Source organism: Actinopolyspora sp. BKK2, from assembly GCF_011291845.1.
Lineage (GTDB): Bacteria > Actinomycetota > Actinomycetes > Mycobacteriales > Pseudonocardiaceae > Actinopolyspora > Actinopolyspora saharensis.
Genome location: NZ_JAANTE010000009.1, coordinates 81713 through 107086 on the forward strand (window position 1 = coordinate 81713; position 25374 = coordinate 107086).

Genomic DNA, 25374 nt, shown 5'->3' on the forward strand with positions numbered 1-25374 from the left:
CCGCACGCAGCCACCGAGGGACCCGCGCGACTGGAGAACGCGATGAGCAACGAGGACTTCGCACTGCACGGCAACACCGCCCTGGTCACGGGAGGCGGCCGGGGGATCGGGCTGAACATCGCACGGGCCCTGGCCGAGCACGGGGCCGAGGTGGTGATCGGCGAGATCGACGAGGAGAACGGCAAGCTCGCAGCGGAGCAGGTCGGCGGCGAGTTCGTCCACCTCGACGTGACCGACTCCTCCCGGGTGGCCGAGGTCGTGCGGGACGTCGTCGACGAGCGCGGCTCGCTGGACGTCTCGGTGCACAACGCCGGGATGGTGCGCAACGAGAACGCCGAGGACACCACCGACGAGTCCTGGCGGGACGTACTGCGGCTCAACCTCGACGGGGTGTTCTACTGCTGCCGCGAGGTCGGGAAGGCCATGCTGGACCAGGGGCGCGGTTCCATCGTCAACATCGCCTCCATGTCCGGCATGGTCTCCAACCACCCGCAGGCGCAGGTCTCGTACAACACCTCCAAGGCCGGGGTGATCACGATGACCAAGTCGCTGGCGGGCGAGTGGGCCGACCGCGGGGTGCGCGTCAACGCGATCTCGCCCGGCTACATCGGGACCGACCTGCTCCAGGGGGTCCAGCGAACCCAGCCGGAGTGGTACTCCTCCTGGCTGGAGCAGACCCCGATGGGGCGGGTCGGCAAGCCCTCCGAGCTGGGGCCGCTGGCCGTCTACCTCGCCTCGAACGCCAGCAGCTTCATGACCGGCAGCAACGTGGTGATAGACGGTGGGTTCACCTCGTGGTGACCGCGGGAGAGTGCGCGGGTCGATCTGCTCGGGTGGTGTTCCCGGTTTTGCCCAGAACTGACCCCCGGACGAGATCCTCCGGGACGCGGTGCCCATCGCCCCCTCCCCGCCCTCGACACGACGAACGGGAGCCATGAACGAATCCGACTCCGCGCCCGCCCCCGTCGAGCTGGTGCTGCTCGACGTGGGCGGGCCGATCTACGACGACGCCGTGTACCGCGACGCGCTGCTGCGCGCCACCCGCGAACTCGCCGAGCGCGAAGTGGACGAAGCCGAGTTCCTGCGGGTCTACGACGCGCAGCGGCAGCGCCAGCGGGGTTCGCTGCGCACGGCGATGGTCGAGCACTTCCTCACCGCGGAGCGCAGGAAGGAACTGTCCGATCTGGCCGAAAGCCACTGGGAGTACCCGCCCGGGGCGCTGCACCCCGACGTGCTGCCCGTCCTGCGGCGGCTGTCCGCGCGCTACCGCCTGGCGGTGGTGGCCAACCAGCGAAGGCTGGTGGCCGAGGCGCTGCACCGCGACGGGATCGACCAGCACATCGACGTGTGGGCGATCTCGGAGGTCGTGGGGGCGGAGAAACCCGACCCCGCGATATTCCGGCACGCGCTGGACGAGGCCGGGGTGCCCGCCGAACGCGCGGTGCACGTCGGTAACCGGCTGGACACCGACGTGCGCGGCGCCGCCGCCGTGGGCATTCGCAGCGTGTGGATCACCCGTGGCGAGGCTCCTCCCGAGCCCACCGCCGAGCAGCTCGCCGAGCCGGACGCGGTGATCGGTTCGCTGGACGAGCTGCCCGCGGCGCTGGACGCCCTCCGGGGAGGAGCACCGTGAGCGAGCGAGGAGCACGCGGCGGCTCGGGGGATTCCGAGCCGCTGGTGGCCGGGGTGGACGTGGCCACGGCCGAGGTGCGGGTGCTGGTGCTGGACGCCCGCGGCAGGCGCCGGGCCGCGGCCGCGCAGGACCTGCCCGCGCCCCGCAGGGACGAGACGGGGGCCTCCGAGCAGGACGCCCGCAGCTGGTGGCCCGCGGTACGGGACTGCCTGGCCCGGTGCACGGCCGAGCTCGGACCCGCCGCCGCGGGGATCCGAGCGCTGGCGATCAGCGCCACCTCCGGGACCGTGGCCGCCGTCGACGAGGACGCCGAACCGGTGGCCCCGGCGCTGATGTACGACGACCGGAGCGGATCACGCCAGGCCGAGCTGGCGCGGGAAGCCGGGGCCGCGCGCTGGGCCGAGATCGGGATCACCCCCTCGGCCGCCTCCGGGCTGGCCCACCTGGGGGTGCTGGCCGAGCGGCTCGGCGACTCGGGCGCGCGGTTGCTGCACACCCCGGAGCTGCTCGGCGAGCGGCTGGTCGGTCGCCCGGTGGCCACCGACAGCAGCCACGCGCTGAAGAGCGGCTGGGACCCGGTTCGCGGCCAGTGGGCGCACGAGGCGCTGGAGGCGCTTGGGGTCGCGCGGGAGCGGCTTCCCGAGGTGGTCGAGCCCGCGCGCGGGCTGGGGCGCGTCTGCCCGCGGGCGGCGCGGGAGACGGGGCTGCCGACCTCCTGCGAGGTGCGCTCCGGCATGACCGACGGGTGCGCGGGCCAGCTCGCCGCCGGGGCGGTGCGCGCGGGTCAGGTGGTCACGGTGCTGGGCACGACCCTGGTGCTCAAGGCGGTCTCGCGGGAGCTGGTGCACGACCCGGACGGGGTGGTTTACAGCCACCGGCACCCGGGGGGCGGTTGGCTGCCCGGCGGCGCCTCCAACACCGGCGGCGAGGCACTGGCCGATGTGGACCCCTCACGGCTGGGTGAGCTGGACGGGGCGGCCTCCGCGCGGGGGCCTGCCGGCGCGGTCTGCTACCCGCTGCGGCGCGGTGGCGAGCGCTTCCCGTTCCGCTCCGAGGGGGCGCGCGGTTTCCTGCTGGGCGATCCCGACGAGGTGGAGCTGCACCGGGCGCGGCTGGAGGGGGTGGCCTTCTGCGAGAAGCTCGCGCTGGACAGGCTGGCCCGGCTGGGGGTGGAGGTGACCGGGCCGGTGCGCACCGTCGGCGGCGGGGCGCGCAGCGAGCTGTGGTGCCGGGTGCGCGCCTCGGTGCTGGGGCGGCCCGTGCTGCGCCTGCGCGGCGCGGAGACCTCGCTGGGGGCCGCGCTGCTGGCAGCGAGCGGGACCGTGCACGCGGATCCGGCCGGCGCGGCCGAGGAGATGGTCCCGCGGGGCGAGCTGGTGGAGCCCGCCGAGCGGGAGGTCGCCGCGCTGGCCGAGAACTACCGAGTCTTCCGCGCCGAGCTGGTCGAACGCGGCTGGCTGCGCGAGGGGTGAGCGCAGGCGAGCCGGGCGAGCCGGGCGAGCTGGCTCAGCGGGGCTCGCGCACGGGGTTGCTCCGGGTGACGGGACCGGACCCAGCGTCCAGGAGGGACGAGCGGATGCCGCCCCTCGTGCTCCCGAACGCCCCGACGATCGCGCCGCGACTACAGCTTGGTGAGCCCGCCGTCGACCACGTACTGGCTGCCCGTGACGTAGGAGGCGTCGTCGGACAGCAGGAACAGCGCGACAGCGGCGGCCTCCTCGGCCGTGCCGATGCGGCCGAGCGGAACCCTGCCGAGTACGTCCCGCTCGAACGACTCGCGGAAGTCCTCGCCCATGAACCCGCGAAAATCGGTGTCGATCGCGCCGGGGACGAGGACGTTGACGCGCACTCCCCGCGCGGCCAGCGCCGTGGCCCAACCGCGCGCCGCTGCCACGAGCGCTCCCTTCGTGGCCGCGTAGACGCTGGCCACACCGCCCCCTTCGTAGGTGCCCGTCGAGGAGCTGACCACCACCGAAGCGCCGTCGTTGAGGTGCTCGGCCAGCCGCGCCAGCTGCAGCACCGGCCCGCGCACGTTGGTGGCCATCATCCGGTCGAAGAACTCGGCGTCGACCTCGTCGACCCCGGAAACCCGCGCGTAGCCCGCGTTGAGCCACAGCCCGTCCAGCCCGCCGCACTCGGCCACCTCGGAGACCAGGGCCTCGGCCGAGTCCAGCTCGGCCGCGTCGTTGGTCAGCACTCGGGCTCCCGGCAACTCCTCCCCGACCGTCGCAACCCGGTGCGGAGTGGCGCCGGTCAGTATCAGTCTCCCCTCCTCCGCGGCGATCCGCCGCGCTCCGGCCCACCCGATCCCGCTGGTTCCGCCGGTGATCAGCACTCTCTTTCCCGTGAACCTGGCCATCGTCGCTTTCGCTCCCATTGTTCGCACGTCGCTGATTTCGGAAGTGACGCTAAGACCTGGAGCGCGCTCCAGATCAACGATTAATCTGTTCCTCATGGCTGCCGAGAAGGCACGAAGCAGCACGCTGGGGATCGGCGAGGTGGCGGAGCGCACCGGGCTGAGCGTGTACACCCTGCGCTTCTACGAGCGGCGAGGTCTGCTGCTCTCACCCGTGCACCGCACCTCCGGCGGGCGACGCCGCTACCACCAGGAGGACGTGGACTGGCTGCGGATCTGCACCAGGCTGCGGAGTTCCGGGATGTCACTGGAACGGCTGCGCGAGTTCACCGAGCTGGTGCGCCAGGGCCCCGGCAACGAGCAGCAACGGCTGGCCCTGCTGCACGAGCACCGGGAGCACGTCCGGGCGCGGATCACCGAGCTGCGGGAGTGCCTCGACCTGATCACTTGGAAGACGGACATCTACGAGCAGCACGTGAACCGGGGGACGGCCCGCGGAGTCTGGGACCCCATCGCGGAGAGCTCCCCTCCGGGTGACGGGACCGGGGATTCCGGCTGAACGGCCCACGGGCCGGCCGGGAGATGGGAGGCTGTGCGACGGCACGAGCGTCCACTGAAGACGGAGCGACGCCCGGGAGCACTGCCGAGAGCGCGGGAGGTGCGGAAATGGAGGCCCTGTCGTTCGTCGGGAGCGCGCTGCTGGTCCTCGGCGGGATCCTGTGGGCGGTGGGGGCGATCGCGCGCGGCTCGGCGCGGAGTTCCGCTGAGCACGACCTGGCCGTGCGCCTGATCCCGGTGGAGCACGAGACCCGCGAGGTCGTCACCGAGCTGCTCCGGCGCGGCAACAACGTGCGGGCGGTGTCCCGCCTGCGGCGCGCCACCGGAGTCCCCCTGACGCGGGCGCGCGTCCTGGCCAGGAGCATGGCGGGCGGAACCGTCCCACCCGCGAACCACTCCGAGTCCCGGGAGCTGCTCCGCGCGCAGCGCCCCGAGCTCGTCGCCGAGACCGAGCGAGTCCACGAGCAGCACGGGCGCTACGCGGCCATCCGCCACCTACGCCGTCACCTCCCCGTGGGGCTCGCCGCGGGGAACCAGCTGGTCCGCGGGCGGCACGGCTGAGCGAGTCCCCGCGGAGCACCACCCCGCTGATCCGTCGCGCATCGTGCCGCGGCACGATGCGGGCGGCCCGCACTGAGAGCTTTCCGGGAGCATTTTCCACAGAAAACGACCACTTCCGTGCTGTCGAGGATTGCGTCATACTGCGCAGCACGGAAGCTGAGCCGCCGCACTGACCAAGCACAGCGGAGTGTTCTCACAACGAACGCGTTTTCTTCACGGAACGAAACCAGGCGTGATGGGCCGTGTTTCCAGTTGCAGGCAAAACTGGAGGGCCGGCCGGGCCCGGTGGCGCCCCGGAGGACGAAGCGCAGGACCCGGACCCCCGCCCGCGCGGGACGCGGGGACTCCGCAACGGGGACCGCGCGGCCGGGCACCACCAGCGGCGCCCACCACCAGCGGCGGGCGTCGAGCACCGCGCTCGAGGCCGACCGCCTCAGCTGAGCACCCGCCCCGCTCCGGAGCGACTCCCCCGGAGCGCGACTCCCGGGGCGGAACAACCCCCACCCCTCCCGGAACGGCGCGGAGAAGTTACCCGTGCCACAATCGCGGCGACGACGCGCAATTCCCGCCCGCGAATCGCGGGAAAAGTAAAGCTTGCCTTCGTTAAACAAGGCTCACCTATTTTAGGAAAGTCAAAACTACTTGAGGCGAACCTGAATAAAAGCCCTCTTCCGCGGAATGTGTATATTCGTGGCATGACCACGACGGAGCAACGAGGCGAAAACCAGGAAAGCAAGTTCCACCTGTTGCTGCAGCAGCAGGTGCGCAGCGAGTTCAACGCCTCACAGCAGTACATCGCGCTGGCTGTGTGGTTCGACAAGAACGATCTCCCCAGGCTGGCCGCGCACTTCTACAAGCAGGCCCTGGAGGAGCGCAACCACGGAATGATGATCGTCAAGTTCCTGATGGACAACGACATTTCCGTGAGCATTCCGTCCGTCGACGAGGTGCGCAACGAATTCGACGAGGCCCGCGAGCTCGTGGCCCTGGCGCTGTCCCAGGAGCGCGAGGTCACCGCGGAGATCGAGACCCTCGCCAAGACCGCCCGCTCCGAGGACGACTACATCGGCGAGCAGTTCATGCAGTGGTTCCTCAAGGAGCAGGTCGAGGAGGTCGCGCAGATGTCCACGCTGCTGAACGTGATCGACCGCGCCGAGGGCAACCTGTTCGAGGTGGAGAACTTCCTCGCCCGCGAGCAGGTCGGCGACGAGGGTGCCGACCCCTCCGCGCCCGAGGCCGCGGGCGGCGCCCTCTGAGAAAGACCGTGAGCGGCGCCCCACATCGGCAGGACGCCGCCCGAGACTCCGGTGGGCACCCCGGCGCGGAGCCGGGGTGCCGGAGCTCGCCGGAGTTCCGTCAGCTCCGGTAGCTCAGCCCGTAGCCGTAGGGATACAGCGGATCCTTGCCGTCGCCCTTGTTGATCGGCTGCTGATCGTAGGAGCGCATCCAGGACACCGGGAGCTTGCCGGTGGGGTTGTGCTTGCCGAACAGCACGTCGGCCACTCCACCGCCCTGGGTGCCGGGCAACCAGGAGGCCAGCAGCGCGTTCCAGTCGTCGACGTGCTCGGAAACGTCCACCGGACGCCCGGACACCGTCACCACGGCCACCGGGATCCCGGCGGAACGCAGCTTGGCGATCGTGTTCAGGTCCTGCTCGCTGATCCGCACCCCGTTGGGGCGGTCGCCCTCGTACTCGGCGTAGGGCTTCTCGCCGACCACCGCGACCGCGGCGTCGTAGCTGCCGTCGACGCCGTCACCCTGCTCGTCGTAGGTGACCTTCGAGTTCGACACCTGCCGGATCCCCTCGAGGATCGTCGTCCCCTCGGTGATGTCACCGCTGGAACCCTGCCAGCTGATGGTCCAGCCACCGCTCTGGTTGCCGATGTCGTCGGCGTTGGAACCGGCCACGAACACCTCGTCCTTCTCGGGCGACAGCGGCAGCACCCCGTCGTTCTCCAGCAGCGTCTGCGACTCGCGGACCGCCTGGCGCGCCAGGGCCCTGTGCTCGTCACTGCCCACGGTGGACAGCAGATCGCGCTGGGCGAAGGGGTGCTCGAACAGCCCCATCTCGAACTTCTTGGTCAGGATGCGGGAGGTGGCGTCGTCGATGCGCCGCATCGGGATGTTGCCCGCCTCCACCTCCTGACGCAGCAGCCGCAGGAACTTGGCGTGGTCGGAGGACAGCATGATCATGTCCAGCCCGGCGTTGACCGACCTGCGCACCTCGGAGGCGGTCAGCGTCGAGTCGTCCCCGTCGAGCTGGTGCAACGCGTCGTAGTCGGAGATCACGATGCCGTCGAAGCCCAGCTCCCGCTTGAGCACGTCCTGGACCAGGTACTTCTGGGCGTGCATCTTCGCGCCGTTCCAGCTGCTGTAGGAGACCATCACCGAGGCGACGTCACGCTTGACCGCCTTGCGGAAGGGCTTGAGGTGGATCTTGCGCAGCTCGCGCTCGCTGAGCTGCGTGTTCCCCTGGTCCTGCCCGCCGGTGGTCCCACCGTCGCCCACGTAGTGCTTGGCCGTGGCCATGATCGAGGTCGGGTCCCCGCCGAGCTGCTTGCCCTGATAACCGGTGATCTCCCTGGTCATCTTCTTGGGCAGCTCCGGGGTCTCGCCGAAGGCCTCGTAAGTGCGGCCCCAGCGGTCGTCCCTGGCCACGCACACGCACGGGGAGAACGTCCAGTCGATGCCGGTAGCGGCGACCTCCTCGGCCGTGGCCGCACCGATCCGTTGGACCAGCTTCGGGTCGTCCGCGGCGCCCAGCCCGATGTTGTGCGGGAAGACCGTCGCCCCGCGCAGGTTGTTGTGCCCGTGCACGGCGTCCACCCCGTACAGCAGCGGGATTCCCAGCCGCGTGTCCAGGGCCGCGCGCTGGTAGCGGTCGTACATGTCGGCCCACGCCTCGGGCGTGTTCGACTCCGGCGTCGAGCCGCCGCCGCTGAGCACCGAACCGATGCGGTTGTCCGCCACCTCGGCCGGGCCAGCCGCGTCCCGCTCGATCTGGACCATCTGGCCGATCTTGTCCCGCAGCGACATCCGCGACATCAGATCGTCCACCCGCTGCTGCACGGGCAGGGACGGGTCCTGGTAGTCGGCCCGCGACGTCCCCGCCGAAGCGGGCGCCAGCCCCGCGGTCAGCAGCGTGACCACGGCCAGGCCCGCCACCGACGGGAACAGGCGACGTAAGCGACTTCCGGTCGCTCGATACGTCATGAGAACTCCTCACAGTTCTGCGAACGTGTGGTGTGTAGCACAGTCGCAGCATGAATGTGAGCGTTCTCGTTACCAAGCGTCCGAAAAGCGGCATCGGCTTACTCCATTCAGATCCCCCACCCGGGCGAGAATCCGAACCCGTTCACCGCAGCAAGCCGCTTTCCCGGGGAAACGCCGCGGAGCTCCGGAAGCGGCCCCGCCACCCGACGGGACCGCACCACGCGATCCCGGCGCTCACCGGACGGTGATCTGCCTGCCGCGCAGCCCGTCCCTGGCACGTCGCTCGTCCGCGTCCAACGACCGCTCGTCCAACGAGGCCAACGCCTCGTCCAACCGGCGGCCCAGCGCGGCGGCGGGCTCGGCCCACTCGTCCGGGTGCTTCTCCCGGTCCAGGTCCCACACCGGAACCAGCAGGCCGTGCGCGCGGAACGAACCTGCGTAGCGGCTGTCCTCCCCCAGCGCCAGCTCACCGCGGGCGGAGAGCCGCGCGAGCGCCGAAATCAACTTCTCCTCCGGCTCGGGCCGCACCCAGCGCAGGTGCGCGCGGTCGGTGGCGTCCACCCAGTACGCCGCGTGCACGCCCTCGACCTCCAGGCGCTGCGTCGGCATGATCGCCGAGTTCGCCCGCTCCAGCGACATCGCGACCTCGCCGGTGGCCTCGACCCCCTCGGGCATCCACCAGGAGAAGTCCTCGTGCACCTGGACGTCCAGGTGCGCCTCCGGATCCAGCAGGTCCTGCAACCGCGTCGGAACGCTGCCCGCCGGCGCGTCCTCCGGGCCGACCACGGCCAGGGACTCACCGGGCTCGGCCGTGCGCACCCACTCCACGGCCCGCGCCAGATCCCTGCTCACGTCACCGGACTTGGTCTGCACCTGCAAACCGACGAAGGCCACCCCGTCGGTGCGCACCAGCGCCGCCGCTGCCATCGGCAGCACCGTGGCCAGCTGGACCTCCTCGCTCCCGGAGGCCAGCGGCAGCCGCGCCGTGGCCGAGGGCACGAACTCACGCAGCGCGACCAGCTCGCACTCCGCCGCCAAGCCCTCGAACGGGCGGGTGACCTTGACCTTGGCCGCTCCCCCGGAAGCACCGTGGCAGGCCTTGTACCGCTTGCCGGAACCACAGGGGCACGGCTGCCTGCGTCCGACCACCGGAACGTCCTCGGCCGGTTCCTGCTCCGACGCGGTTCGTTTACTCAAGATCGCTCTCCTTGGCGCGTTCAGCTCCGCGAGCCGCAACGGCACGCCCACGAACGCCGCGTGCCGACCGACTCACCGAGTTCTTCTGTTCAGGTCGATCAGGGGGCCGCTCCGGTGATGAGCTTCGGCGCAGGCAGCGTCGAAGCACCACGCCGAATCGTCAACGCGGCAGGAAGGCATCAGCGAATTCCTCCCGCAGAAGAGTGAAGCCCCCACCGGGAAACCCGACGCGCGGGCGCACCGGCGTCACCTTCGAATCCGGGCGACGCTATCGAACACCGCCCCGACCGGCGCAGCCGGGCAGCCCGACCAGGAACGGAGCGAACCCCGCTCCTCCCAGTCACCGCACGGCGTGCGGCGGGCGAGCCGCGCGCGGCGGCACCGGAGCACCCCGCACCCGCAGCACCCGCCTGGTCCGCAGAGCGGTCGGATCCGGCGGAACGAGCAGCCGAGTGCACCGCTTGACCACGCGCACCGAGACCACGGCCACCACCACGAGCAGCACGTCCGAGAAGGCGTGCAGCAGCACCCCGTCGGCCAGGGCCTGGACACCGTCCCGCAGCCCCCACAGCATCGTCACCCAGCCGACCAGCAGGCAGCAGCCCCAGCACACCCACCAGAACCGGACCAACCGCGAAGGAACGGGTCGCACGCCCGCCACGGACTCCCCCGAACCGCGCAGCGCCGCGTCCTCCAGCTCGGCCAGCACCGAGCCGGGGACGAAGAGGTTCACCCCGGGGATCAGCACGCCCAGCACCACCTGCCAGTCCGCGCGGGCGGGGCTCAACCCGGCCCGCTCGTGGGCGTAGGAGCGGGCCCGCAGCGCCCACAGCACCCCGACCACCGCGCTCAGCAGCCCGAACAACCAGGTCATGATGCCGACCGTTGCCACGAGCGCGTCCGAGACGGCCAGCGTGGTGCGGCCCAGCGCCCCCGAACGGCTCCACAGCAGCAGCACGTAGCGCCACGACTCCGCCCCCGCGGCCAGCACCCCGAGCACCGCGGTGATCCAGAGGGTCGAGACGGCCGTCCCCGACAGGGCGGCCACGCGCTCCGCCGGATCCGCGCGCCGCGCCTCCGGCAGCGAGAGCGGCCAGCGCCAGGTCAGCGGGGGAAAACCCCAGCGCGGCGGGGCCGGGTAGGCCGGCGGCCCGGTGTAAGGGGGACGCGGCCGGGCGCGCCGCCGCACCTTCGGACCCCCCGGTGGAGTGGCCGTCCACTCCACCGGGGGCCCGGACCGCGGAGGAGGGCCCGTCACAGCACCTGGGGTTCCGCGTCGGGGTCGTCGGCCACGACCGGACGACCGATGGACGACCAGCCGTTCATCCCCCGGTCCACGTTGACCGCGTCCCAACCGCTGGCGTTCAGATAAGCGGTCACCTTGGACGAGCGGCCACCCGACCGGCAGATCACGTAGAGCTGGTCCACCTCGGGAATCTCGTCGAGCCGCTGCGGGATCTCGTTCATCGGGATGTGCACCGCGCCCGGCGCGTGCCCCGCGTCCCATTCCTCTTGCTCGCGGACGTCGAGCAGGCTGCCCTCGGGAAGCTGCTCCGGCAGCTCCTCGGGCGAGACCGCCGGAACTCGACCATGCATCGGAGTAGTCACACCTCGATGCTGCCACGCCGCGCGCCGAACACGCCCCCCGCAGTCGACGAACCGGACGAACGAACTACCGAGCACGCACCACCGCTCCGGCACGCCGCACCCGGTCAGCTCCGCCGCCTGCGGCGGACCAGGCGGTGCCTGCCACGACCGCCACGGCCGCCCACGGAGCTCCGCTCCGCCACCTCCCCCTGGTCCACGGAGCGGTCCCGGAGGAAACCGAGCCGGTCCGGGGTGTGCATCCGCAGCATCACGCGCCCGGCCGCCGGGGGGACGTTGCGCTCGGTGAGCTTGCTGATCAGCACCGTCACCGCGAAGGCCGCGGGCACGGTGAACGCGGCTGGCTGCAGCAGCACCGCCGACCACCACCCGTACCCGTCACCGAGGAAAGCGCCGGTCAGCACCGCGAGCAGCACCAACCCCCCGCCCACGATCAATCCGGCCATGGCCCCGGCCGCGGTCAACTTGCGCCACCAGATGCCGAGCACCAGCAGCGGGAAGAACGTGGAAGCGGCCATGGCGAAGGCCAGGCCGACGCTCTGCGAGATGTCCCGCCCGATGGAGATCAGCGCCAACGCCACGGGAAGGATGCACGAACCCAGGGCGATCAGGCGGAAGTTCCCGAGCTTTCCGGGGAGCAGGTCGGTGAACAGCACATTGGACACACTCATGACCAGCCCGGAAGAAGCCGACAGGAACGCGGCGAAGGCCCCCGCCGCGGTGATCGCCCCGAGCAGCTCGCCCGGCCACCCCTGCAGCATCTCCGTGGGCAGCAGCAGCACCGCGGCGTCGGTGTTGCCCGTCACCAGCAGCTGCGGCACGTAGAAGCGGGACAGCACCCCCAGAACCGTCGGGAACAGGTAGAAGACCCCGAGCAGCCCCAGCACCACCAACGAGGTGCGCCGCGCCCCCTGCCCGGTCGGGTTGGTGTAGAAGCGCATCAGCACGTGCGGCAACCCCATCGTCCCGAGGAAGGTCGACAGCATCAGGGAGTACGTCTCGAACAGCTCGTACGAGTCACCGCTCTGCGGCAGCAGCCAGGACCGGTTGTCCGGCTCCGCATCGGCCACCGTCGGGACCGCGCTGCCCTGCGGGAAGCGCAGCTCCGAATCGGACCGCACCGAGTGGACCCCCTCGGTGAGGTAAACGCTGTCCCCGGAACCGTCCCCCTCCGAGCCCGCGACCCCGTCCAGCTCCTCCGGACCGGGGCCGGACAGCACGTCCACCCACACCGGCTCGGTGACCCGCAGCCGCACGTCCGTCTCGACCCGCACCGTGGTCGCGCGTTCGAAAGCGGGCGGAACGGGTTCGTCCAGCCCTCTGCGGTGCTGCTCGTCCTGTCCGAGGAAGACGAAGAAGAGCACGAACACGGGCACGCTGATGGCGAAGAGCTTGACGCCGTACTGGAAGGCCTGCACCAGCGTGACCGCACGCATCCCCCCGCTGAGCACCCCGACCAGCACGACGATCGCCACGGCCAGGATCCCGCTCGAGTAGGTGATTCCGGTGACCGTGGACAACGTCACGCCTGCCGCCTGCAGCTGGGGAACCAGGTAGAGCCAGCCGATCAGCACCACCAGGACCGTCGACACGGCACGCACCCGCGTCGAGTCCAGCCGCACCTGCGCGAAATCGGGCAACGTGTAGGCGCCGGAACGGCGCAGCGGCGCGGCCACGAACAGCAGCAGCGCCAAGTACCCCACCGTGTAGCCGATCGGGTACCAGAGAGCCTCGACGCCGTCCTTGAGCAGCATCCCCGCCACCCCGAGGAAGGAGGCCGCCGAGAGGTACTCACCGGCGATGGCGGCAGCGTTGCGCTCCACCCCGACCATGCGGCGGGCCAGCAGGAAGTCCGAAGTGGTCCGCGCTCCGCGCGCCCCCCACATCGCGAGGACGAAGGTGGCGGCAGCCACCAGGGCGACACCGCCGAGGGCCCACGGATTCACCGGTCCACCATGTCCATGAACTCGCGTTCGTGCCGCTCGGCCCTGCGCGTGCCGAGATAACCGATCAGCAGGATGAACGGGAACGGCAACACCCCCAGGAGGAACCAGGGCAGCGGGATGCCGAACAACCGGACCTCGGACAGGACCGGGACGTAGCGCAGCAGCACGGGCAGCGCCCCCAGGAACACCACGCTGACCGCGGCCAGCCACAGCGCGGAGCGCAGCTGGGCCCGAACCAGATTCCGCACCATCGCCTCGCCCATGGTGCTCTGGTTCTCGAGGTCGATGATCGTGCGCGGAACGTCGCGCGAACCGCGCCGGTCGGCCAGCACCACGCGCTTGCGCCGCGGAGCGCGCTGCTGGGGTGCTGAAGATCCCGTGGTCACTACCCCCACCACCTTGTTTATCGAAGTATCCCGCCCAGGTTGACGTAGGTGGTTCCGTGGCGGAACCTCTCGCGGGCTCTCGCTGCGGGTGCCCCGACATCGGGTAGCGACCTACACAACGTCGGGGCCGTCCTCGCGAGAGCACCACGAGAGAACCCGCGGCGGTGCCGGGTGCTCAGGCTCAAAGCGTTTGCGTTGGTGTGACGCCCTGGTTGGGAGTTCCTTGCTTGGGGCCCTTGTCCGGCGGTGCCGGGTGCTCAGGCTCAAAGCGTTTGCGTTGGGCGGTGTCCTTTCTCCGGGAGTTCTTCTCTGGGAGCCCGCCTTGCCCGGCAGGGCCAGGTGCTCAGGCTCAAAGCGTTTGCGTTGGTGTGGCGCCCTGGTTGGGAGTTCCTTGCTTGGGGCCCTTGTCCGGCGGTGCCGGCTGCTCGGGCTCGAAGCGCTTTCGTTGGGCGGTGTCCTTTCTCCGGGAGTTCCTCTTCCGGGGGCCCTGCCCGGCGGTGCCGGGGGCTCGGGTGGTTTTTCGGCGCCGCACGCCGAAGTCGCAACGGCCGACGACTCGACAGCCCCCCGTTCTCGCGGAAGTTGCACGATCCGTCGAAGCGATCATCCAACGCCGACCCCGGTCCGGACAACGGTTCCGCGGTCACTGACGCGGAGAGCGCACCAGCCGGTCCTTGAGCTCGCGGGTGTGCCTGCGGCTGACCGGCAGCTCGCGGATCTCCCGGTACTGCCCTCCGGCGATGAGCACCGAATACCCGGAGGAGGACATGCGCAGCTCGTTTATCAGGTTCAGCGCGACCAGGTAGGACCGGTGAATGCGCACGAACCCGGCGTCCGCCCACTTCTCCTCCAGCTGGGCCAGCGGGATGCGCACCAGGTGCGACCCCTCGTCGGTGTGCAGCCGCGCGTAATCCCCCTGGGCCTCCACCCAGCGCACCTGGGAGCGCTGCACCAGGCGAGTGGTTCCCCCCAGTTCCACGGGGATGACCGAGTGATCGTCGGGCCGCTGCTGCCCCTCGACCTGCTGGCCGCCGGAGCTCAACGCGCGAGCGCCGTCGCCGCCCACCTCCGGCGGAGCCGCTATGCGCTGCACCTTGCGCAGCGCGCGCTCCACCCGCTCGGGGCTGGCCGGTTTCATCACGTAGTCGATGGCGCCCAGGTCGAAGGCCTCCAGCGCGTTCTCGCCGTGCGCGGTGATGAACACCAGGGCGGGCGAGTTCTCGAAGGAGAAGAGCACCCTGGCCAGGTCCATTCCGGTCAGACCCGGCATGGCGACATCGATGAAGACGGCGTCGACCAGCGGCGCGTCGGCGGGACGCCCCTGCAGCTCGGGATTGTCGCTGCGCAGTATCCGCAGCGCCTCGGCCGCGTCGAACGCCGTCAGCACCTTGCCGACGCGCGGGTTCTTCTCGATCATTCCCTGCGTCGTCTCGAGCCCGGGGATCTCGTCGTCGACGATCAGGATGACGAGTCCCGCCCTGCTCGATCCGCCGCTGCCGTTACGACCCTCGGGCGGGCCGCTGATGCGCTGTGGTGTACTCACGGCAAAGCCCAATCCTCCCGCGCTCACCGAACTCACGTCCACGGTCGACCGAGCGCGTCGGAGCGGCGCCCGCGGCGCCACCCGTGAACACCGACCGCGGGTGAAGCGTGTGACTCACCGCATTCAAACTAAGCCCCCGCATTCATGTTTCGCGCGGTGGGTGCACGTGCATTCGCACGATCGTCGCAATCCACCGCGGAAAATCCGGTCCACAGTCGACCACACGCGAACACGCGGTCCCACCCGCGGGGCACCCCGCCCGACCTTCCACCAAACCGTCCTAACTGGATAACTCCGGTCCTCCTCCGCCCAGACCGCACCACCGCGCCCGATCGAGTCGACGTGCCCCGGACGGAAACTCGCAACCAGGGCGTCACCCCAACACAAGCGCTGCGAGCCCGAGCAGTCAGCACCGCCAGACAAGGACTCCCGAACAGGAACTCCCGACCAGCAGGCTCACGCCATCTCAGGCGCTGTGAGCCTGAGCAGTCGGCACCGCCGCGGGTTCTCTCGTGGTGCTCTCGCGAGGAAGGCCCGACGTTGTGTAGGTGGCTACCCGATGTCGGGCCTCCCCGGAGCGAGAGCCCGCGAGAGGTTCCGCCACCCGCACCGCCAAGCAGGGGAAGACGTCGTGAGGCGATCCACTCACAGTCCGAAACGCGCCCACATGCTGCGACTCTCAATCCGATCAAAAGCGGCGTTGACCGCTCCGGCGGCTATCCCGGCGGCACCGCCACCGGGACCCGTCATTCCCAACCGGGCCAGCAGTGGCTTGCGCGGCTCGACGGAGACGAGGTGCGCGTCGGGGAAGCGGTGGGAGACCACCCCGCGCAGGTTGCCCAGACCGTCCACCAGCCCCAGCTCCGCGGCGCGCCGCCCGGTCCAGACCTCACCGGAGAAGAGGTCCTCCTCGGCCTGCGAGATGGCGTCGCCGCGCCGCTGCCGGACCCAGTCGGCGAACTGCTTGTGCAGCTCCTCCTGCATCCCCTGCAGCCACTGGACGTCCTCGGGGTTCTCCGGCCGGAACGGGTCCAGCCGCGACTTGTTCTCCCCGGCCGTGTGGATCCGGCGCTCGATGCCCGCCCGGTGCAGCAGCTCCTCCATGCCGAAGCTCGCGCTGACCACGCCCACCGAGCCCACCATGGAGCTGGCGTGCGCGTAGACCTCGTCCCCGGCGCAGGCCAGCCAGTACCCGCCGGAGGCGGCCACGTCCTCGCAGAAGGCCAGCACGGGGACGTTCTTGCGCTCCGCGAGCTCACGAATCCGCTCGGCCACCAGCGCCGACTGGGTGGCTGCCCCTCCCGGCGAGTTGATCGCCAGCGCGACCGCGGAGGTCCTGTCGAAGGAGAACGCGCGGTTCAGGGCGGAGTCGACCGTCTGCAGCGAGATCGAGGGACGGTTCACCGGGGAGGGCATCGGCGTGATGGGGCCGTGCAGTTTGACGACCGGTACCACGGGGCCCCGCTCGGCCCGCTCGGCGAGTTTGCCCGGCAGCTTCTCCGAGAGCTTGCCGGGAAGCGCCTGGGTGAATTTCTGGGATGACTTCTCACTCATGCTTCCACGTTACTGGCCGTGGAGCCCGCAGCAGTGACACGACCGGGCCAGGAGAACGCGCTGCGCCCCGCTCGGGTCACGCTCCGGAGGGGCGCACGGTCTCCTCCCGCCGCACTTCCTCCACGACGTCCCGCTCGGCGGCTTCCACTCCGGCGAGCTCCACGGGATCGCTCCCCTGAGCGGGGCTGTTCTCCTGATCGGCCGCGGCTTCCGGCTCGGCCGCGGTATCCGCGGGGGCGGCGTCCTGCGCGGGGGCGGCGTCCCACCCGGCCACGGACTCCTCGGTCGCGGCGTGCTCGGGCACGGCCTCCGCGGAGGGGGCGGACTCCTCCGCGGACTCGGCGGGTGGCGGGGGTTCCGGGCAGTCCGCCTCCTCGAAGGGCTGGGAGGACAAGGGCTGGACCCCGGGGGCGAACTTCGGCACCCGCATGATCACCTTCATGCCCGCGCCCTGCTCGGTCTCCACCACCAGCCCGTAGTCGTTGCCGAAGGTCGCGCGCATCCGGTCGTTGACGTTGCCGAGGCCGACGTGCGAGCCGTCGGTGTGGCTGCCCTCGAGCTCCTCCTCCAGCTGCTGCGGATCCATACCGATGCCGTCGTCGTCCACGCTGATCAGCGCCTCGCTGCCGTTGTCCTCCGCGAAGACGGAGACCGTTCCACCACCGGGCTTCTTCGCCAGTCCGTGGCGGACCGCGTTCTCCACCAGCGGCTGCAGCGCCAGGAACGGCAGCACCACCGGAAGGACCTCGGGGGCTATCTTGAGCTGGACCTTCAGGCGCTCGGGCCCGAACCGGGCGCTCTCCAGCATCAGGTAGCGGTCTATGTTGCGGATCTCCTCGGCCAGGGTCGTGTACATCTCGTTGGACCGGAACGAATACCTGGTGAAGTCCGCGAACTCGGTGATCAGCTCCGTGGCCTGGTCCGGATCGGTGCGGATCAGCGCGGAGATGGTGTTCAACGCGTTGTACACGAAGTGCGGGGAGATCTGGGCCCGCAGCGCGCGCACCTCGGCCTCGGCCAGCTTCTCCCGGGAAACCTGCAGCTCGGCCAGCTGCAGCTGGGCCGAGACGTGGTCGGCGACCTCCTGCGCCGCCCGGAACAGGCGCTTGCGGTCCCCCGCGGTGATCAGCACCAGGGCACCCCGGTTGTTGCTGTCCACCTCCAGCGGGACGACCACGGCGTGCCGCATCAGGCAGGGGCGTTCGTCGCACGGCAGGTCGGCGTGGTCCACGTACTCGCTCTTGCCCGTGCGCAGCGACCGGTCGATCGTCCCCGTGAGGTCGCGGTAGTGCTCGTTGACGCCGCCGTCCCAGCTCAGCAGCGTCCCCTCCGCGTCGACGATGCCGACGGCCACGCAGGACAGCAGGGCCCGCAGGTGCGGGGCCGTCTCGTCGGCCGCCTCCTGGTCGAGGCCGCGACGCAGGTGCGGGGCCGCGCTCGTGACCCGGTGCAACGCGGCGAGAGTGGCGTCCTCCTTAGACGTACTGACCCGACGCGAACGGCACAGCATCACGAACATCCCGAGCACGGCCAGCGCCGCGATCAGAGTCAGTACTGTCCGCTCCGACAACAGTTCGAGCACGCTTCACATGTTCACCGGATATCACCCGTGGAAGCAAGGACATCACGATCAGTGCACCGTTGGCATCGGTGAGCGGTTCGTCCTCCTTCCGTAGAACGGAAAAAACCCACACGATCGAGTGAGAAGCACGTCCGTCCGAAGCCGCTCCGGAAACACCCGCCCCCGAATGCCCCCACCGGAGGGACCCGTCCCGGAAGAACTCACCGGATCGGGAGAGCACCGGTCACCGCGCGAGTTCCGCGGCACTCCCCGGCACTCCGGTGCGGACTCGGCTCACTCGACCGGCTGCAGCGGGCCGTTCATGTCCGGCTCCGCGTAGACCTCGATGTTGCGGGCCACCCGAGCGCTCTCCTGGCGCGCCGTGAGCGTGCCGCGCACGACGCCGACCCAGCGCTCCGGCGGATGCTCGTCCGTGTCCCCCGGGGTCTCGGCGATGATCGACCACGGCCTGCGCAGCAACCAGCGCACGGGGAAGAACAGCACGAGCAGCAGCAGCGCCAGCACCAGCCAGCCGGGAATCAGCACCTCGGAAGGAGTCCAGACCAGAAAGGCCGTGATCAGGATGAACACGACCGAGCCCATAACGACCCCGGGGGAACGACCACCGCTGACGTCGTGCTCCCACTCGTCGACCATGAGTGGGTCGCTCCACTCGATGCTGGTCCGCAAGTTCCACTTCCGCCCGTCGGATCCACGCACCGCGCGGTTCATCGCCGCCTCCACGCACTGGGCCGGGACTTCGCCTGCCCGCCTTCGCGGTCACCCGCCTCCGGCTTGATCAGCATTCGGCAACACCGTACCGCGCACAGCTCGTGAATGCGCCCCTCGCCGCAGCGGCATTACTCTTCCGGAGGAAAGGGCGGAACCGACGCGCACCGGCACCACCGGCCGGCACCACCGCCCGACACCGCCGCACGAGGGGGAGACATGGATCCGGACCAGGCCCGTTCGATAGTGCGCGAGCAGCACCACGCGGTGCTGGCCACCTCGCGCTCCGACGGAACACCGCAGCAGAGCCCCGTTCTGGCCACTGTGGACTCGGAAGGCAGGATCGTGGTCAGCACCACGGCCAACACCGCCAAGGTGGCCAACCTGACCAGGGACGACCGGGCGTGGCTGTGCGTGCTGCCCGACCAGTTCTTCGGAAGGTGGGTCCAGATCGAGGGCAGAACCGAGATCGTGAGGCTGCCCGAGGCCATGCCGCTGCTCGAGGAGTACTACCGCTCCGTCTCCGGCGAGCACGAGGACTGGGAGCAGTACCGCGCCGCGATGCGCGCCGAGAACAGGGTGCTGCTGCGCATCGAGCCGACCCGCGCGGGCCCCTCCTGACCGAGCCCCTGCCGCCCGGCACCCCCGATGCCGGGCGGGTCGCCACCACTGTCCCACCCCCCTGCGAAGCCGTCGCGGGCGTGGAGTACAGTTGTTGCCGAAGCGATCGCAGGGTCGACTTCGACGCGGATGTAGCGCAGCGGTAGCGCATCAGCTTGCCAAGCTGAGGGTCGCGGGTTCGAATCCCGTCATCCGCTCCGCAACGAGCCCGTCGATGTTAATTCCCGGCGGGCTCGCTTTTTGGCTAATTCCCCTCTCGAGCCCCCCCGGGGCGGTTCTCCTGGCAAGATCCCCGCCGTTCGACGTCCCCGCCCGCAGTCCGCCTCCCGCGAAGCGGGCCCGCTCCTCGGAACCGGCGCAGTGCCCGAACCGCGCAAGGGACGATCCGAGCAGCCATCCCTCAGAGTGGTGCGTTCCACCAAACGGAGTACAGGTCTAGACCAGAACCGGTTATCAGGTCTGGACCAAAGCGATGGTGATCAACGCCAGCGGGTTACTCGAAACGGAGCTGTCCACGGCCGGAGCGAAGCCCGTAGCTTTTCCGGTTACGAACAGCGAAGAAGGGAGCAACCATGCTCACCAAGCGCATCAAGCGGGCCGTGGGAGTGGCCGCGTTCGGCATCGTCCCGCTGGCACTGCCCGTGCTCACCGCGGGGGCCGCCTCGGGGCACGGCTACACGCAGAACCCGATGAGCAGGCAGGCGCTGTGCGCCGACGGCACGGTCAGCAACTGCGGCGCCATCCAGTGGGAACCGCAGAGCGTGGAAGGCCCCGGAAACTTCCCCTCCGGCGGGCCCGCCGACGGCAACCTCTGCAGCGGGGGCAACGGCCGCTTCTCCGAGCTCGACGAACCGCGCAACGGCAACTGGCCCGCGACCGACGTCTCGGCCGGTCAGGACCTGCAGTTCCGCTGGGAGCTCACCGCGGCCCACTCCACCGAGTCGTTCCGCTACTTCATCACCAAGGACAGCTACGACCCGAGCCGGCCGCTGACCAGGGACCAGCTCGAGCTCCAGCCGTTCCACACCGAGGACTACAACGGCAGGCAGCCCGACTTCACCGTCACCCACACCGGGCAGCTGCCCTCCGACAAGAGCGGCAAGCACCTGATCTTCGGGGTCTGGGAGGTCGCGGACACGAGCAACGCCTTCTACACGTGCTCGGACGTGAACTTCGGATGATCCGGATGTAGGGTGCCCGCACAGCGGAACCGTGCCTCGGCGCCTCCCGTTGCGGCGCCGGGGCACGTTCCGCCGCTCGGGAGACCTCCCGGAGGCATCGCGCGGGCCGCGCGCTCGAGCCGGACGAACCGCTCAATCACGAGGCCGGGGACGTTCCACCGCACGCGCCCCACGAGCGGGCCGTGCCCCACGAAAGAATGAAATGATCCATCTCCGGCCAACCGATCGCTCCGCGAATCCGTCCCCTCACCGGAGCAGACAACGCGGAAAACGAAAGGTTCGACGATGCGCTTCCCCCGAATCCGCACCGCGCTGGCCGGGCTGGGAGCGGCCGCGCTGACCGCGGCCCTCTCCGTGACAGCCACCCCGGCAGCCGGTGCGGCCGAGTCGGCGACGCTGCCCCCACCCCCGGAGTGCGCGACCGACTGCGAGCAGGTCTTCGAGCTCTCGCTGCCGCACGACGTCCACTTCGCCGGTTGGCGCGACAGCTCCGTTCCCGCCGGGGACAGCGTGCTCGTCTACTACTCCGGCGGAAGCGTTCACGACACGCTCGAGCTGGAGAACAAGAGGGTGCGGGATGCGGACTGCGGCTGGGAGGGAGACGCCCAGCGCTGCGCCGTCACCTACGACACCGGGGCGCACGGCTCGGGCGCGCTGTCCGCTCTGCTGCTGGGTGACGAGGGAATCGTGCACAGCGATGACGTCCAGGGCAACTCCGCCGAGGCCACCCTGCGGCAGCTCGACGGCAACTCCCGCCCGGACGTGGCGCTGCGGCAGAGCACCTACGAGCCGAACTTCGCCGAAGCGCCCCAGTACTGGGAGACCTACCTCGAGTTCGAGGGCAAGTTCGTGCGCACCGGCTGCACCGTTCCCGAGCAGGGGAGTTCACCGGCCCCGACCGAGCCGGTCCACACCAGCTGCGCCTACATCTGACCGGGCTCGTCAGCCGCTCGCGCTCGTCGCATCGGAAACGTTTCGCGCGAAACATCCTTTCTGGAACGGTTCCAGAACGACAGTTTCGCGCGAAACGTCCACCACCGCCGCGCGGAGAGCACCGCGCGCGGCTCCCGTCACACCGCCAGCCCGGTGGGGCAGGAAACCCCGGTCCCGCTGATCCCGCAGTAACCGTTGGGGTTCTTGCTCTCGGAGAGGTACTGCTGGTGGTAGCCCTCCGCGTAGTAGAACTCACCGAGCGGGGAGATCTCGGTGGTGATCGTGCCGTGCCCGGCGTCGGTCAGCGCCCGCTGGAAACCGTCCCGACTCGCCTCGGCCACCTCGCGCTGCCGCTCGTTCTCGACCAGGATCGCGGAGCGGTACTGCGAACCGACGTCGTTGCCCTGGCGCATCCCCTGGGTCGGGTCGTGGTTCTCCCAGAACACCTTGAGCACACCCGCGTAGTCGATGACCGCGGGGTCGAACACCACCAGCACGACCTCGGCGTGCCCGGTCATCCCGGTGCACACCTCCTCGTAGGTCGGGTTGGGGGTGTAGCCGCCCGCATAACCCACGGCGGTGACCCACACTCCCTCGGTCCGCCAGAAGGTTCGCTCGGCTCCCCAGAAGCACCCCATCCCGAGCACCGCGCGCTCGGTCCCCTCGGGGAAGGGACCCACGATGCTCCGCTCCGGGTGAACGACGTGACGTTCCGGTACTTCCAGCGGAGCGGAGCGCCCCGGGAGGGCCTCAGCCGATTCGATCATTCGAGTCTTGTTGCCGAACAGCGCCATACCTCCAGGCTACGCCGCGCCCCGGTAGGACCGGCCGCGAAGCCGCGTCAGTCGCCCGCGGGCCGCCGGTCCCCCTCGGGAACGCGCGGCAGCGCGGGCGCTGTCCGCTCCGCCTCGCCCTCGACCGGAACCAGCGGGGTGGTTCCCACGGGATCGGTGGGGTGGTCGTCCACGGAAGCCCCGGTGTCCGCGGGAGGAAGCGGGGCGCCCTGCTCGCGGAGGCGCGGCCCCGCCGCAGGCCGCGGGGCCACCTCCCCCGCCCCGACCGGCACCTCCGAGCGCCGCGCGCCGGAACCAGCGGCGCGCGCGGCCCGGCCGGAGCGCTCGGGAACGATGTAGTGGCGCAGGTTCATGGTCGGGTCCTCGATGAACCGCCACGACAGGGTTCCCATCACGTAGGCCAGCGGCACTGCGCACAGCATCAGGACCCACTGGTTGCGCACCCCGGCGAACACCAGCAGCTGCTGGATGGGAAAGCCCCACACGTAGACGCCGTAGCTGCCGTTGACCCAGAGGTTGGGCACCCGCAGCCGCGCGGGCCAGAAGTGACCGGCCACCACGACGGAGTAGCTGACCGCGAGGGTCATCCAGAACGAGGTCGCCGTGTTCATGGGCATCGCCGCCAGGGCGGCCAGCCCGGCCAGGGCCGCCAGCGGCGAGAGCGGAATCCGGTAGAGGTTCAGCACCACCCCGATGGCGAAGGCCACGAGGAAGGCGACCAGCGGTTCCACCGGCACGCTGAGCAGCGACCCCGCGCTGTTGGCGCCCGGGTCCTGTTCCAACCTGCGGTCGACGACGGCCACCACCACCAGGGCCACCACCGCGAGCCAGCGGGTCCGGTGCCGTCCCGCCCCGAGCAGCAGCAGCACGAACAGCCCCGCGTAGGCGAGCAGCTCCATCGGCAGCGTCCAGAGCGCCCCGTTGACCGCCCCCTGCCAGGGGTTGCTCTCGAAGACCCCGGGAAGCTCGTGCCGCAGGGTCACCAGCCCGGTGTTGTCGACCACGTAGGCCCAGGTCCCGTGCGCGGTGAAGTACTCCCCCGCGGCCAGGTTCGTGACCAACGGCCCGATCAGCAGGGCGGAGGCCAACGATACGGTCAGCATGGGAGGCCACAGCCGCAGCACTCGTTTGACGGCGAACCGCGCCGGATGCGGATCGCGCATCCAGCTCTCGGTGATCTGGAAACCGCTCATGGCGAAAAACCCCATGAGCACGCCGTCATCGGGTTGCACCGGCCACTCGGGAGGGAAGAGATCGTTTCCACTGACCAGGGGGTAGCTGTGCCCGTAGATCACCAGGATCGCGCCGATCATCCGAATCCAGGCGAAGCCGTGGTTCGGGTTCGCGAAGCGCTCGGGACGCGCGTGATCGACGCGTGGCACGCGATCGCCCATCCCCTGTGACCTCATCCGACAACTCGACCAGTCGACAACAGCGCGACGTAGCCTAACTCCGATCGCGGGGTGGGTGGGGCCGCTCCCCACAGTTCGACGATCGTTATTCGAGCAGTGGGCCCGCGCGGTGGGGAAAAATGAGAAAATGAGGGGTGGTCGCATTGGGGTGCGGCCGGGAATCCGGAAAGGGCTCAAGCGGTGACCTGGGAAGACGAGCTGCAACAACTGGACGCGGAACTCGCGGCCGGACGCATATCCGCCGAGGAGTACCGGCAACGGCGCGACACCGTGCTCGGTCGTGCCCACGCGGAACAGGCGGAGCAGTCGGGCTCCCCCTCCGGGGGTTTTCCGGCTCAACAGCCCGCGTGGCCGCAGCAGCCCGGCGGGGCCGACCCGCAGTCGGGTGGTTTCGGGCAGCAACAGCAGCAGAATCCGTTCCCGCCTGCCTTCAGCTGGCAGCAGTACGGTGACCAGGGCCACTCCGGCCCGCAGGGTGTTCAACAACCGCCGCAGCAGGGCAGTGGGGACAGCACCCGGGTCGTCAACGTCAACCAGCCCCCCGCGGCGCCCCAGCAGCCCGGCTTCCCCCAGCAGGGCCAGCCTCCCGGCGTCCCCCCGGGAGGCTGGCCGAACTCCGGCCAGTTCCCGCAGCAGCCCGGCGGTGAGCAGGCCGCCTGGGGACAGCAGTGGCCCGCCGCGGACGCTCCCGGTACCCCGTGGGGCAACTCGGACCTGCCTCCGGAGCACGGGGACTCCAGCTGGATGCGGCAGGGCCCCGAGGTCTTCGAAACGGCGGGCAAGTCGGGCAGGGGCAAGGTCGCGGGACTCACCGTCGGCGGTGTGCTGCTGGTCGGCGTGATCGTGGCCGGCGTGTTCTTCTTCCTGTCCGGCGGAGGGGACGAGTCGCAGCCGCAGGCGGCGGGCCCGGAGACCTCGACGAGCGAGCAGCCCCCGACCTCGACCGAACCGCCGCTCCCGGAGCCTCCCGCCGCCAAACCCGCTCCGCAGAACGCCGACAACGTGCTCATCGCCGCGCCGGGAGGCCCGGAGCACCCGTTCAACGGGGCCCTGAAGCCCGCCGCGCTGGAGGGCGCGAAATCCGGGGTGCTTCCCCCGCCGGTGCGCAAGTTCGCCCTGGACAACGGCACTTCCGACGGCTGGTTCAGGGGAACGGATCCGAAGCAGAACCCGATCGGCACGAGCATGATCGCGGTGCGGATGCCGGACGAGGCCACGGCCGAGGAGCTCACCGCGAAGTACCGGGACCAGCAGCAGACCCTCACCGTCCTCGACGACCTGTCCTACCAGGGCGTGCCCGTCTACTCCTCGGGCGAGATCCTGCGCGCCGCCTACACCACCCACGACTGGATGGTCGTGGTCGAGGTCAGGGCGATCGACAAGCCCGCGGGTCAGGCGCGCTCGCTGTTCGAGGACCTGCTGAGCAAGCAGCTGGCGAAGACGCCGCCGACCGTGCGCGAGTGAGCCCGCGGCGGGGCCCGAGGGGCCAGCGGCGGACCGTCCCGCCACCGGCCCGGCTCAGGGGGCGGGAGGGAGCCCTCCCGCCGCGGTCCTCCGGCGGATCGTTCCGCCGGGGGCTCTCCGCCCCCGA

General features: G+C 70.4%; 23 protein-coding genes and 1 tRNA gene. 11 read left to right on the forward strand and 13 right to left on the reverse strand.

The features are described 5' to 3' along the window. Nucleotides 1-42: 42 nt before the first annotated feature. From G9Q41_RS17580 to G9Q41_RS17590, 3 genes are all read left to right on the forward strand, one after another. Entirely contained in the window at nucleotides 43-801 is a 759-nt protein-coding gene (locus G9Q41_RS17580) for an SDR family oxidoreductase (protein ID WP_092524950.1), read from the forward strand. A gap of 133 nt (nucleotides 802-934) precedes the next feature. Then, nucleotides 935-1633: an HAD family hydrolase gene (locus G9Q41_RS17585; protein WP_165633008.1), complete on the forward strand. Its 699-nt coding sequence runs from the start codon at nucleotides 935-937 to the stop codon at nucleotides 1631-1633. Then, a complete protein-coding gene (locus G9Q41_RS17590) occupies nucleotides 1630-3105 on the forward strand; it encodes an FGGY family carbohydrate kinase (protein WP_165633009.1) in 1476 nt (491 codons plus the stop codon). The genes G9Q41_RS17585 and G9Q41_RS17590 overlap by 4 nt, the downstream gene beginning before the upstream one ends. Before the next feature lie 149 nt (nucleotides 3106-3254). Here the strand turns inward: G9Q41_RS17590 and G9Q41_RS17595 are convergent, their stop codons facing one another. Further along, on the reverse strand, nucleotides 3255-3992 hold the full coding sequence (locus G9Q41_RS17595; RefSeq protein WP_165633122.1) for an SDR family oxidoreductase: 738 nt from the start codon (nucleotides 3990-3992) through the stop codon (nucleotides 3255-3257). Between the two features lie 94 nt (nucleotides 3993-4086). On the opposite strand from G9Q41_RS17595, the gene G9Q41_RS17600 reads away from it, so the two are divergent. From G9Q41_RS17600 to G9Q41_RS17610, 3 genes are all read left to right on the forward strand, one after another. Beyond that, on the forward strand, nucleotides 4087-4548 hold the full coding sequence (locus tag G9Q41_RS17600) for a MerR family transcriptional regulator (RefSeq protein ID WP_165633010.1): 462 nt from the start codon (nucleotides 4087-4089) through the stop codon (nucleotides 4546-4548). 107 nt (nucleotides 4549-4655) lie between these two features. Next, nucleotides 4656-5108: a hypothetical protein gene (locus G9Q41_RS17605; RefSeq protein ID WP_165633011.1), complete on the forward strand. Its 453-nt coding sequence runs from the start codon at nucleotides 4656-4658 to the stop codon at nucleotides 5106-5108. A 695-nt stretch (nucleotides 5109-5803) separates the two neighbouring features. Continuing rightward, nucleotides 5804-6364, forward strand: a complete 561-nt coding sequence (locus tag G9Q41_RS17610; RefSeq protein ID WP_165633012.1) for a ferritin — start codon at nucleotides 5804-5806, stop codon at nucleotides 6362-6364. A 100-nt stretch (nucleotides 6365-6464) separates the two neighbouring features. Here the strand turns inward: G9Q41_RS17610 and G9Q41_RS17615 are convergent, their stop codons facing one another. The 10 genes from G9Q41_RS17615 to G9Q41_RS17660 form a co-directional block, all read right to left on the reverse strand. After that, a complete protein-coding gene (locus G9Q41_RS17615; protein WP_207631133.1) occupies nucleotides 6465-8321 on the reverse strand; it encodes a glycoside hydrolase family 3 N-terminal domain-containing protein in 1857 nt (618 codons plus the stop codon). 234 nt (nucleotides 8322-8555) lie between these two features. Further along, a complete protein-coding gene (locus G9Q41_RS17620) occupies nucleotides 8556-9518 on the reverse strand; it encodes a DUF5926 family protein (RefSeq protein ID WP_165633013.1) in 963 nt (320 codons plus the stop codon). A gap of 340 nt (nucleotides 9519-9858) precedes the next feature. After that, nucleotides 9859-10707 (reverse strand): DUF4328 domain-containing protein, encoded by an 849-nt coding sequence (locus G9Q41_RS17625; RefSeq protein WP_347567556.1) that lies wholly within the window; start codon nucleotides 10705-10707, stop codon nucleotides 9859-9861. Nucleotides 10708-10772: 65 nt separating this feature from the next. Further along, nucleotides 10773-11114, reverse strand: a complete 342-nt coding sequence (locus tag G9Q41_RS17630; protein ID WP_092524967.1) for a rhodanese-like domain-containing protein — start codon at nucleotides 11112-11114, stop codon at nucleotides 10773-10775. Nucleotides 11115-11230: 116 nt separating this feature from the next. After that, the gene (locus G9Q41_RS17635; RefSeq protein ID WP_207631162.1) at nucleotides 11231-13009 is read right to left on the reverse strand and encodes a cation acetate symporter; all 1779 of its coding nucleotides are present in this window, start codon (nucleotides 13007-13009) and stop codon (nucleotides 11231-11233) included. A gap of 56 nt (nucleotides 13010-13065) precedes the next feature. Beyond that, nucleotides 13066-13455: a hypothetical protein gene (locus tag G9Q41_RS17640; RefSeq protein ID WP_165633015.1), complete on the reverse strand. Its 390-nt coding sequence runs from the start codon at nucleotides 13453-13455 to the stop codon at nucleotides 13066-13068. A gap of 643 nt (nucleotides 13456-14098) precedes the next feature. Then, complete coding sequence (locus G9Q41_RS17645) at nucleotides 14099-14998, reverse strand: LytTR family DNA-binding domain-containing protein (RefSeq protein WP_092524973.1); 900 nt, start codon at nucleotides 14996-14998, stop codon at nucleotides 14099-14101. A 645-nt stretch (nucleotides 14999-15643) separates the two neighbouring features. Continuing rightward, on the reverse strand, nucleotides 15644-16552 hold the full coding sequence (locus tag G9Q41_RS17650) for a S49 family peptidase (protein WP_165633016.1): 909 nt from the start codon (nucleotides 16550-16552) through the stop codon (nucleotides 15644-15646). Nucleotides 16553-16628: 76 nt separating this feature from the next. Then, nucleotides 16629-18134 carry a histidine kinase gene (locus G9Q41_RS17655; protein ID WP_165633017.1) on the reverse strand — a complete coding sequence of 502 codons (1506 nt, stop codon included), beginning with the start codon at nucleotides 18132-18134 and terminating at the stop codon, nucleotides 16629-16631. Nucleotides 18135-18407: 273 nt separating this feature from the next. Continuing rightward, nucleotides 18408-18845: a DUF983 domain-containing protein gene (locus G9Q41_RS17660; protein ID WP_092527762.1), complete on the reverse strand. Its 438-nt coding sequence runs from the start codon at nucleotides 18843-18845 to the stop codon at nucleotides 18408-18410. 216 nt (nucleotides 18846-19061) lie between these two features. Between G9Q41_RS17660 and G9Q41_RS17665 the strand changes: the two genes are divergently transcribed. The 4 genes from G9Q41_RS17665 (at nucleotide 19062) to G9Q41_RS17680 (ending at nucleotide 21577) form a co-directional block, all read left to right on the forward strand. Next, nucleotides 19062-19463, forward strand: a complete 402-nt coding sequence (locus G9Q41_RS17665) for a PPOX class F420-dependent oxidoreductase (protein WP_092524979.1) — start codon at nucleotides 19062-19064, stop codon at nucleotides 19461-19463. Nucleotides 19464-19588: 125 nt separating this feature from the next. Continuing rightward, nucleotides 19589-19660, forward strand: a tRNA-Gly gene (locus tag G9Q41_RS17670). Nucleotides 19661-20035: 375 nt separating this feature from the next. Continuing rightward, nucleotides 20036-20644, forward strand: coding sequence for a lytic polysaccharide monooxygenase auxiliary activity family 9 protein (locus G9Q41_RS17675; protein ID WP_092524980.1), 609 nt, complete (start codon nucleotides 20036-20038; stop codon nucleotides 20642-20644). A gap of 285 nt (nucleotides 20645-20929) precedes the next feature. Then, on the forward strand, nucleotides 20930-21577 hold the full coding sequence (locus G9Q41_RS17680; protein ID WP_165633018.1) for a hypothetical protein: 648 nt from the start codon (nucleotides 20930-20932) through the stop codon (nucleotides 21575-21577). Between the two features lie 137 nt (nucleotides 21578-21714). Here G9Q41_RS17680 and msrA read toward each other — a convergent pair whose 3' ends face one another. After that, nucleotides 21715-22371, reverse strand: a complete 657-nt coding sequence (gene msrA, locus G9Q41_RS17685; protein ID WP_092524984.1) for a peptide-methionine (S)-S-oxide reductase MsrA — start codon at nucleotides 22369-22371, stop codon at nucleotides 21715-21717. 47 nt (nucleotides 22372-22418) lie between these two features. Further along, a complete protein-coding gene (locus G9Q41_RS17690) occupies nucleotides 22419-23753 on the reverse strand; it encodes an acyltransferase (protein ID WP_245695850.1) in 1335 nt (444 codons plus the stop codon). A gap of 210 nt (nucleotides 23754-23963) precedes the next feature. Here G9Q41_RS17690 and G9Q41_RS17695 point away from each other — a divergent pair, with 210 nt between their 5' ends. After that, nucleotides 23964-25247 (forward strand): hypothetical protein, encoded by a 1284-nt coding sequence (locus G9Q41_RS17695; protein ID WP_165633019.1) that lies wholly within the window; start codon nucleotides 23964-23966, stop codon nucleotides 25245-25247. Nucleotides 25248-25374 lie beyond the last annotated feature (127 nt).

Excerpts from the sequence above, each read along its gene's own strand:
- G9Q41_RS17580 (WP_092524950.1), top strand. The coding sequence starts at position 43 with ATGAGCAACGAGGACTTCGCACTGCACGGCAACACCGCCCTGGTCACG.
- G9Q41_RS17585 (WP_165633008.1), top strand. The coding sequence starts at position 935 with ATGAACGAATCCGACTCCGCGCCCGCCCCCGTCGAGCTGGTGCTGCTC.
- G9Q41_RS17595 (WP_165633122.1), bottom strand. The coding sequence starts at position 3,992 with ATGGCCAGGTTCACGGGAAAGAGAGTGCTGATCACCGGCGGAACCAGC.
- G9Q41_RS17600 (WP_165633010.1), top strand. The coding sequence starts at position 4,087 with ATGGCTGCCGAGAAGGCACGAAGCAGCACGCTGGGGATCGGCGAGGTG.
- G9Q41_RS17605 (WP_165633011.1), top strand. The coding sequence starts at position 4,656 with ATGGAGGCCCTGTCGTTCGTCGGGAGCGCGCTGCTGGTCCTCGGCGGG.
- G9Q41_RS17610 (WP_165633012.1), top strand. The coding sequence starts at position 5,804 with ATGACCACGACGGAGCAACGAGGCGAAAACCAGGAAAGCAAGTTCCAC.
- G9Q41_RS17615 (WP_207631133.1), bottom strand. The coding sequence starts at position 8,321 with ATGACGTATCGAGCGACCGGAAGTCGCTTACGTCGCCTGTTCCCGTCG.
- G9Q41_RS17630 (WP_092524967.1), bottom strand. The coding sequence starts at position 11,114 with ATGCATGGTCGAGTTCCGGCGGTCTCGCCCGAGGAGCTGCCGGAGCAG.
- G9Q41_RS17635 (WP_207631162.1), bottom strand. The coding sequence starts at position 13,009 with ATGTGGGGGGCGCGCGGAGCGCGGACCACTTCGGACTTCCTGCTGGCC.
- G9Q41_RS17650 (WP_165633016.1), bottom strand. The coding sequence starts at position 16,552 with ATGAGTGAGAAGTCATCCCAGAAATTCACCCAGGCGCTTCCCGGCAAG.
- G9Q41_RS17660 (WP_092527762.1), bottom strand. The coding sequence starts at position 18,845 with ATGAACCGCGCGGTGCGTGGATCCGACGGGCGGAAGTGGAACTTGCGG.
- G9Q41_RS17665 (WP_092524979.1), top strand. The coding sequence starts at position 19,062 with ATGGATCCGGACCAGGCCCGTTCGATAGTGCGCGAGCAGCACCACGCG.
- G9Q41_RS17675 (WP_092524980.1), top strand. The coding sequence starts at position 20,036 with ATGCTCACCAAGCGCATCAAGCGGGCCGTGGGAGTGGCCGCGTTCGGC.
- G9Q41_RS17680 (WP_165633018.1), top strand. The coding sequence starts at position 20,930 with ATGCGCTTCCCCCGAATCCGCACCGCGCTGGCCGGGCTGGGAGCGGCC.
- msrA (WP_092524984.1), bottom strand. The coding sequence starts at position 22,371 with ATGGCGCTGTTCGGCAACAAGACTCGAATGATCGAATCGGCTGAGGCC.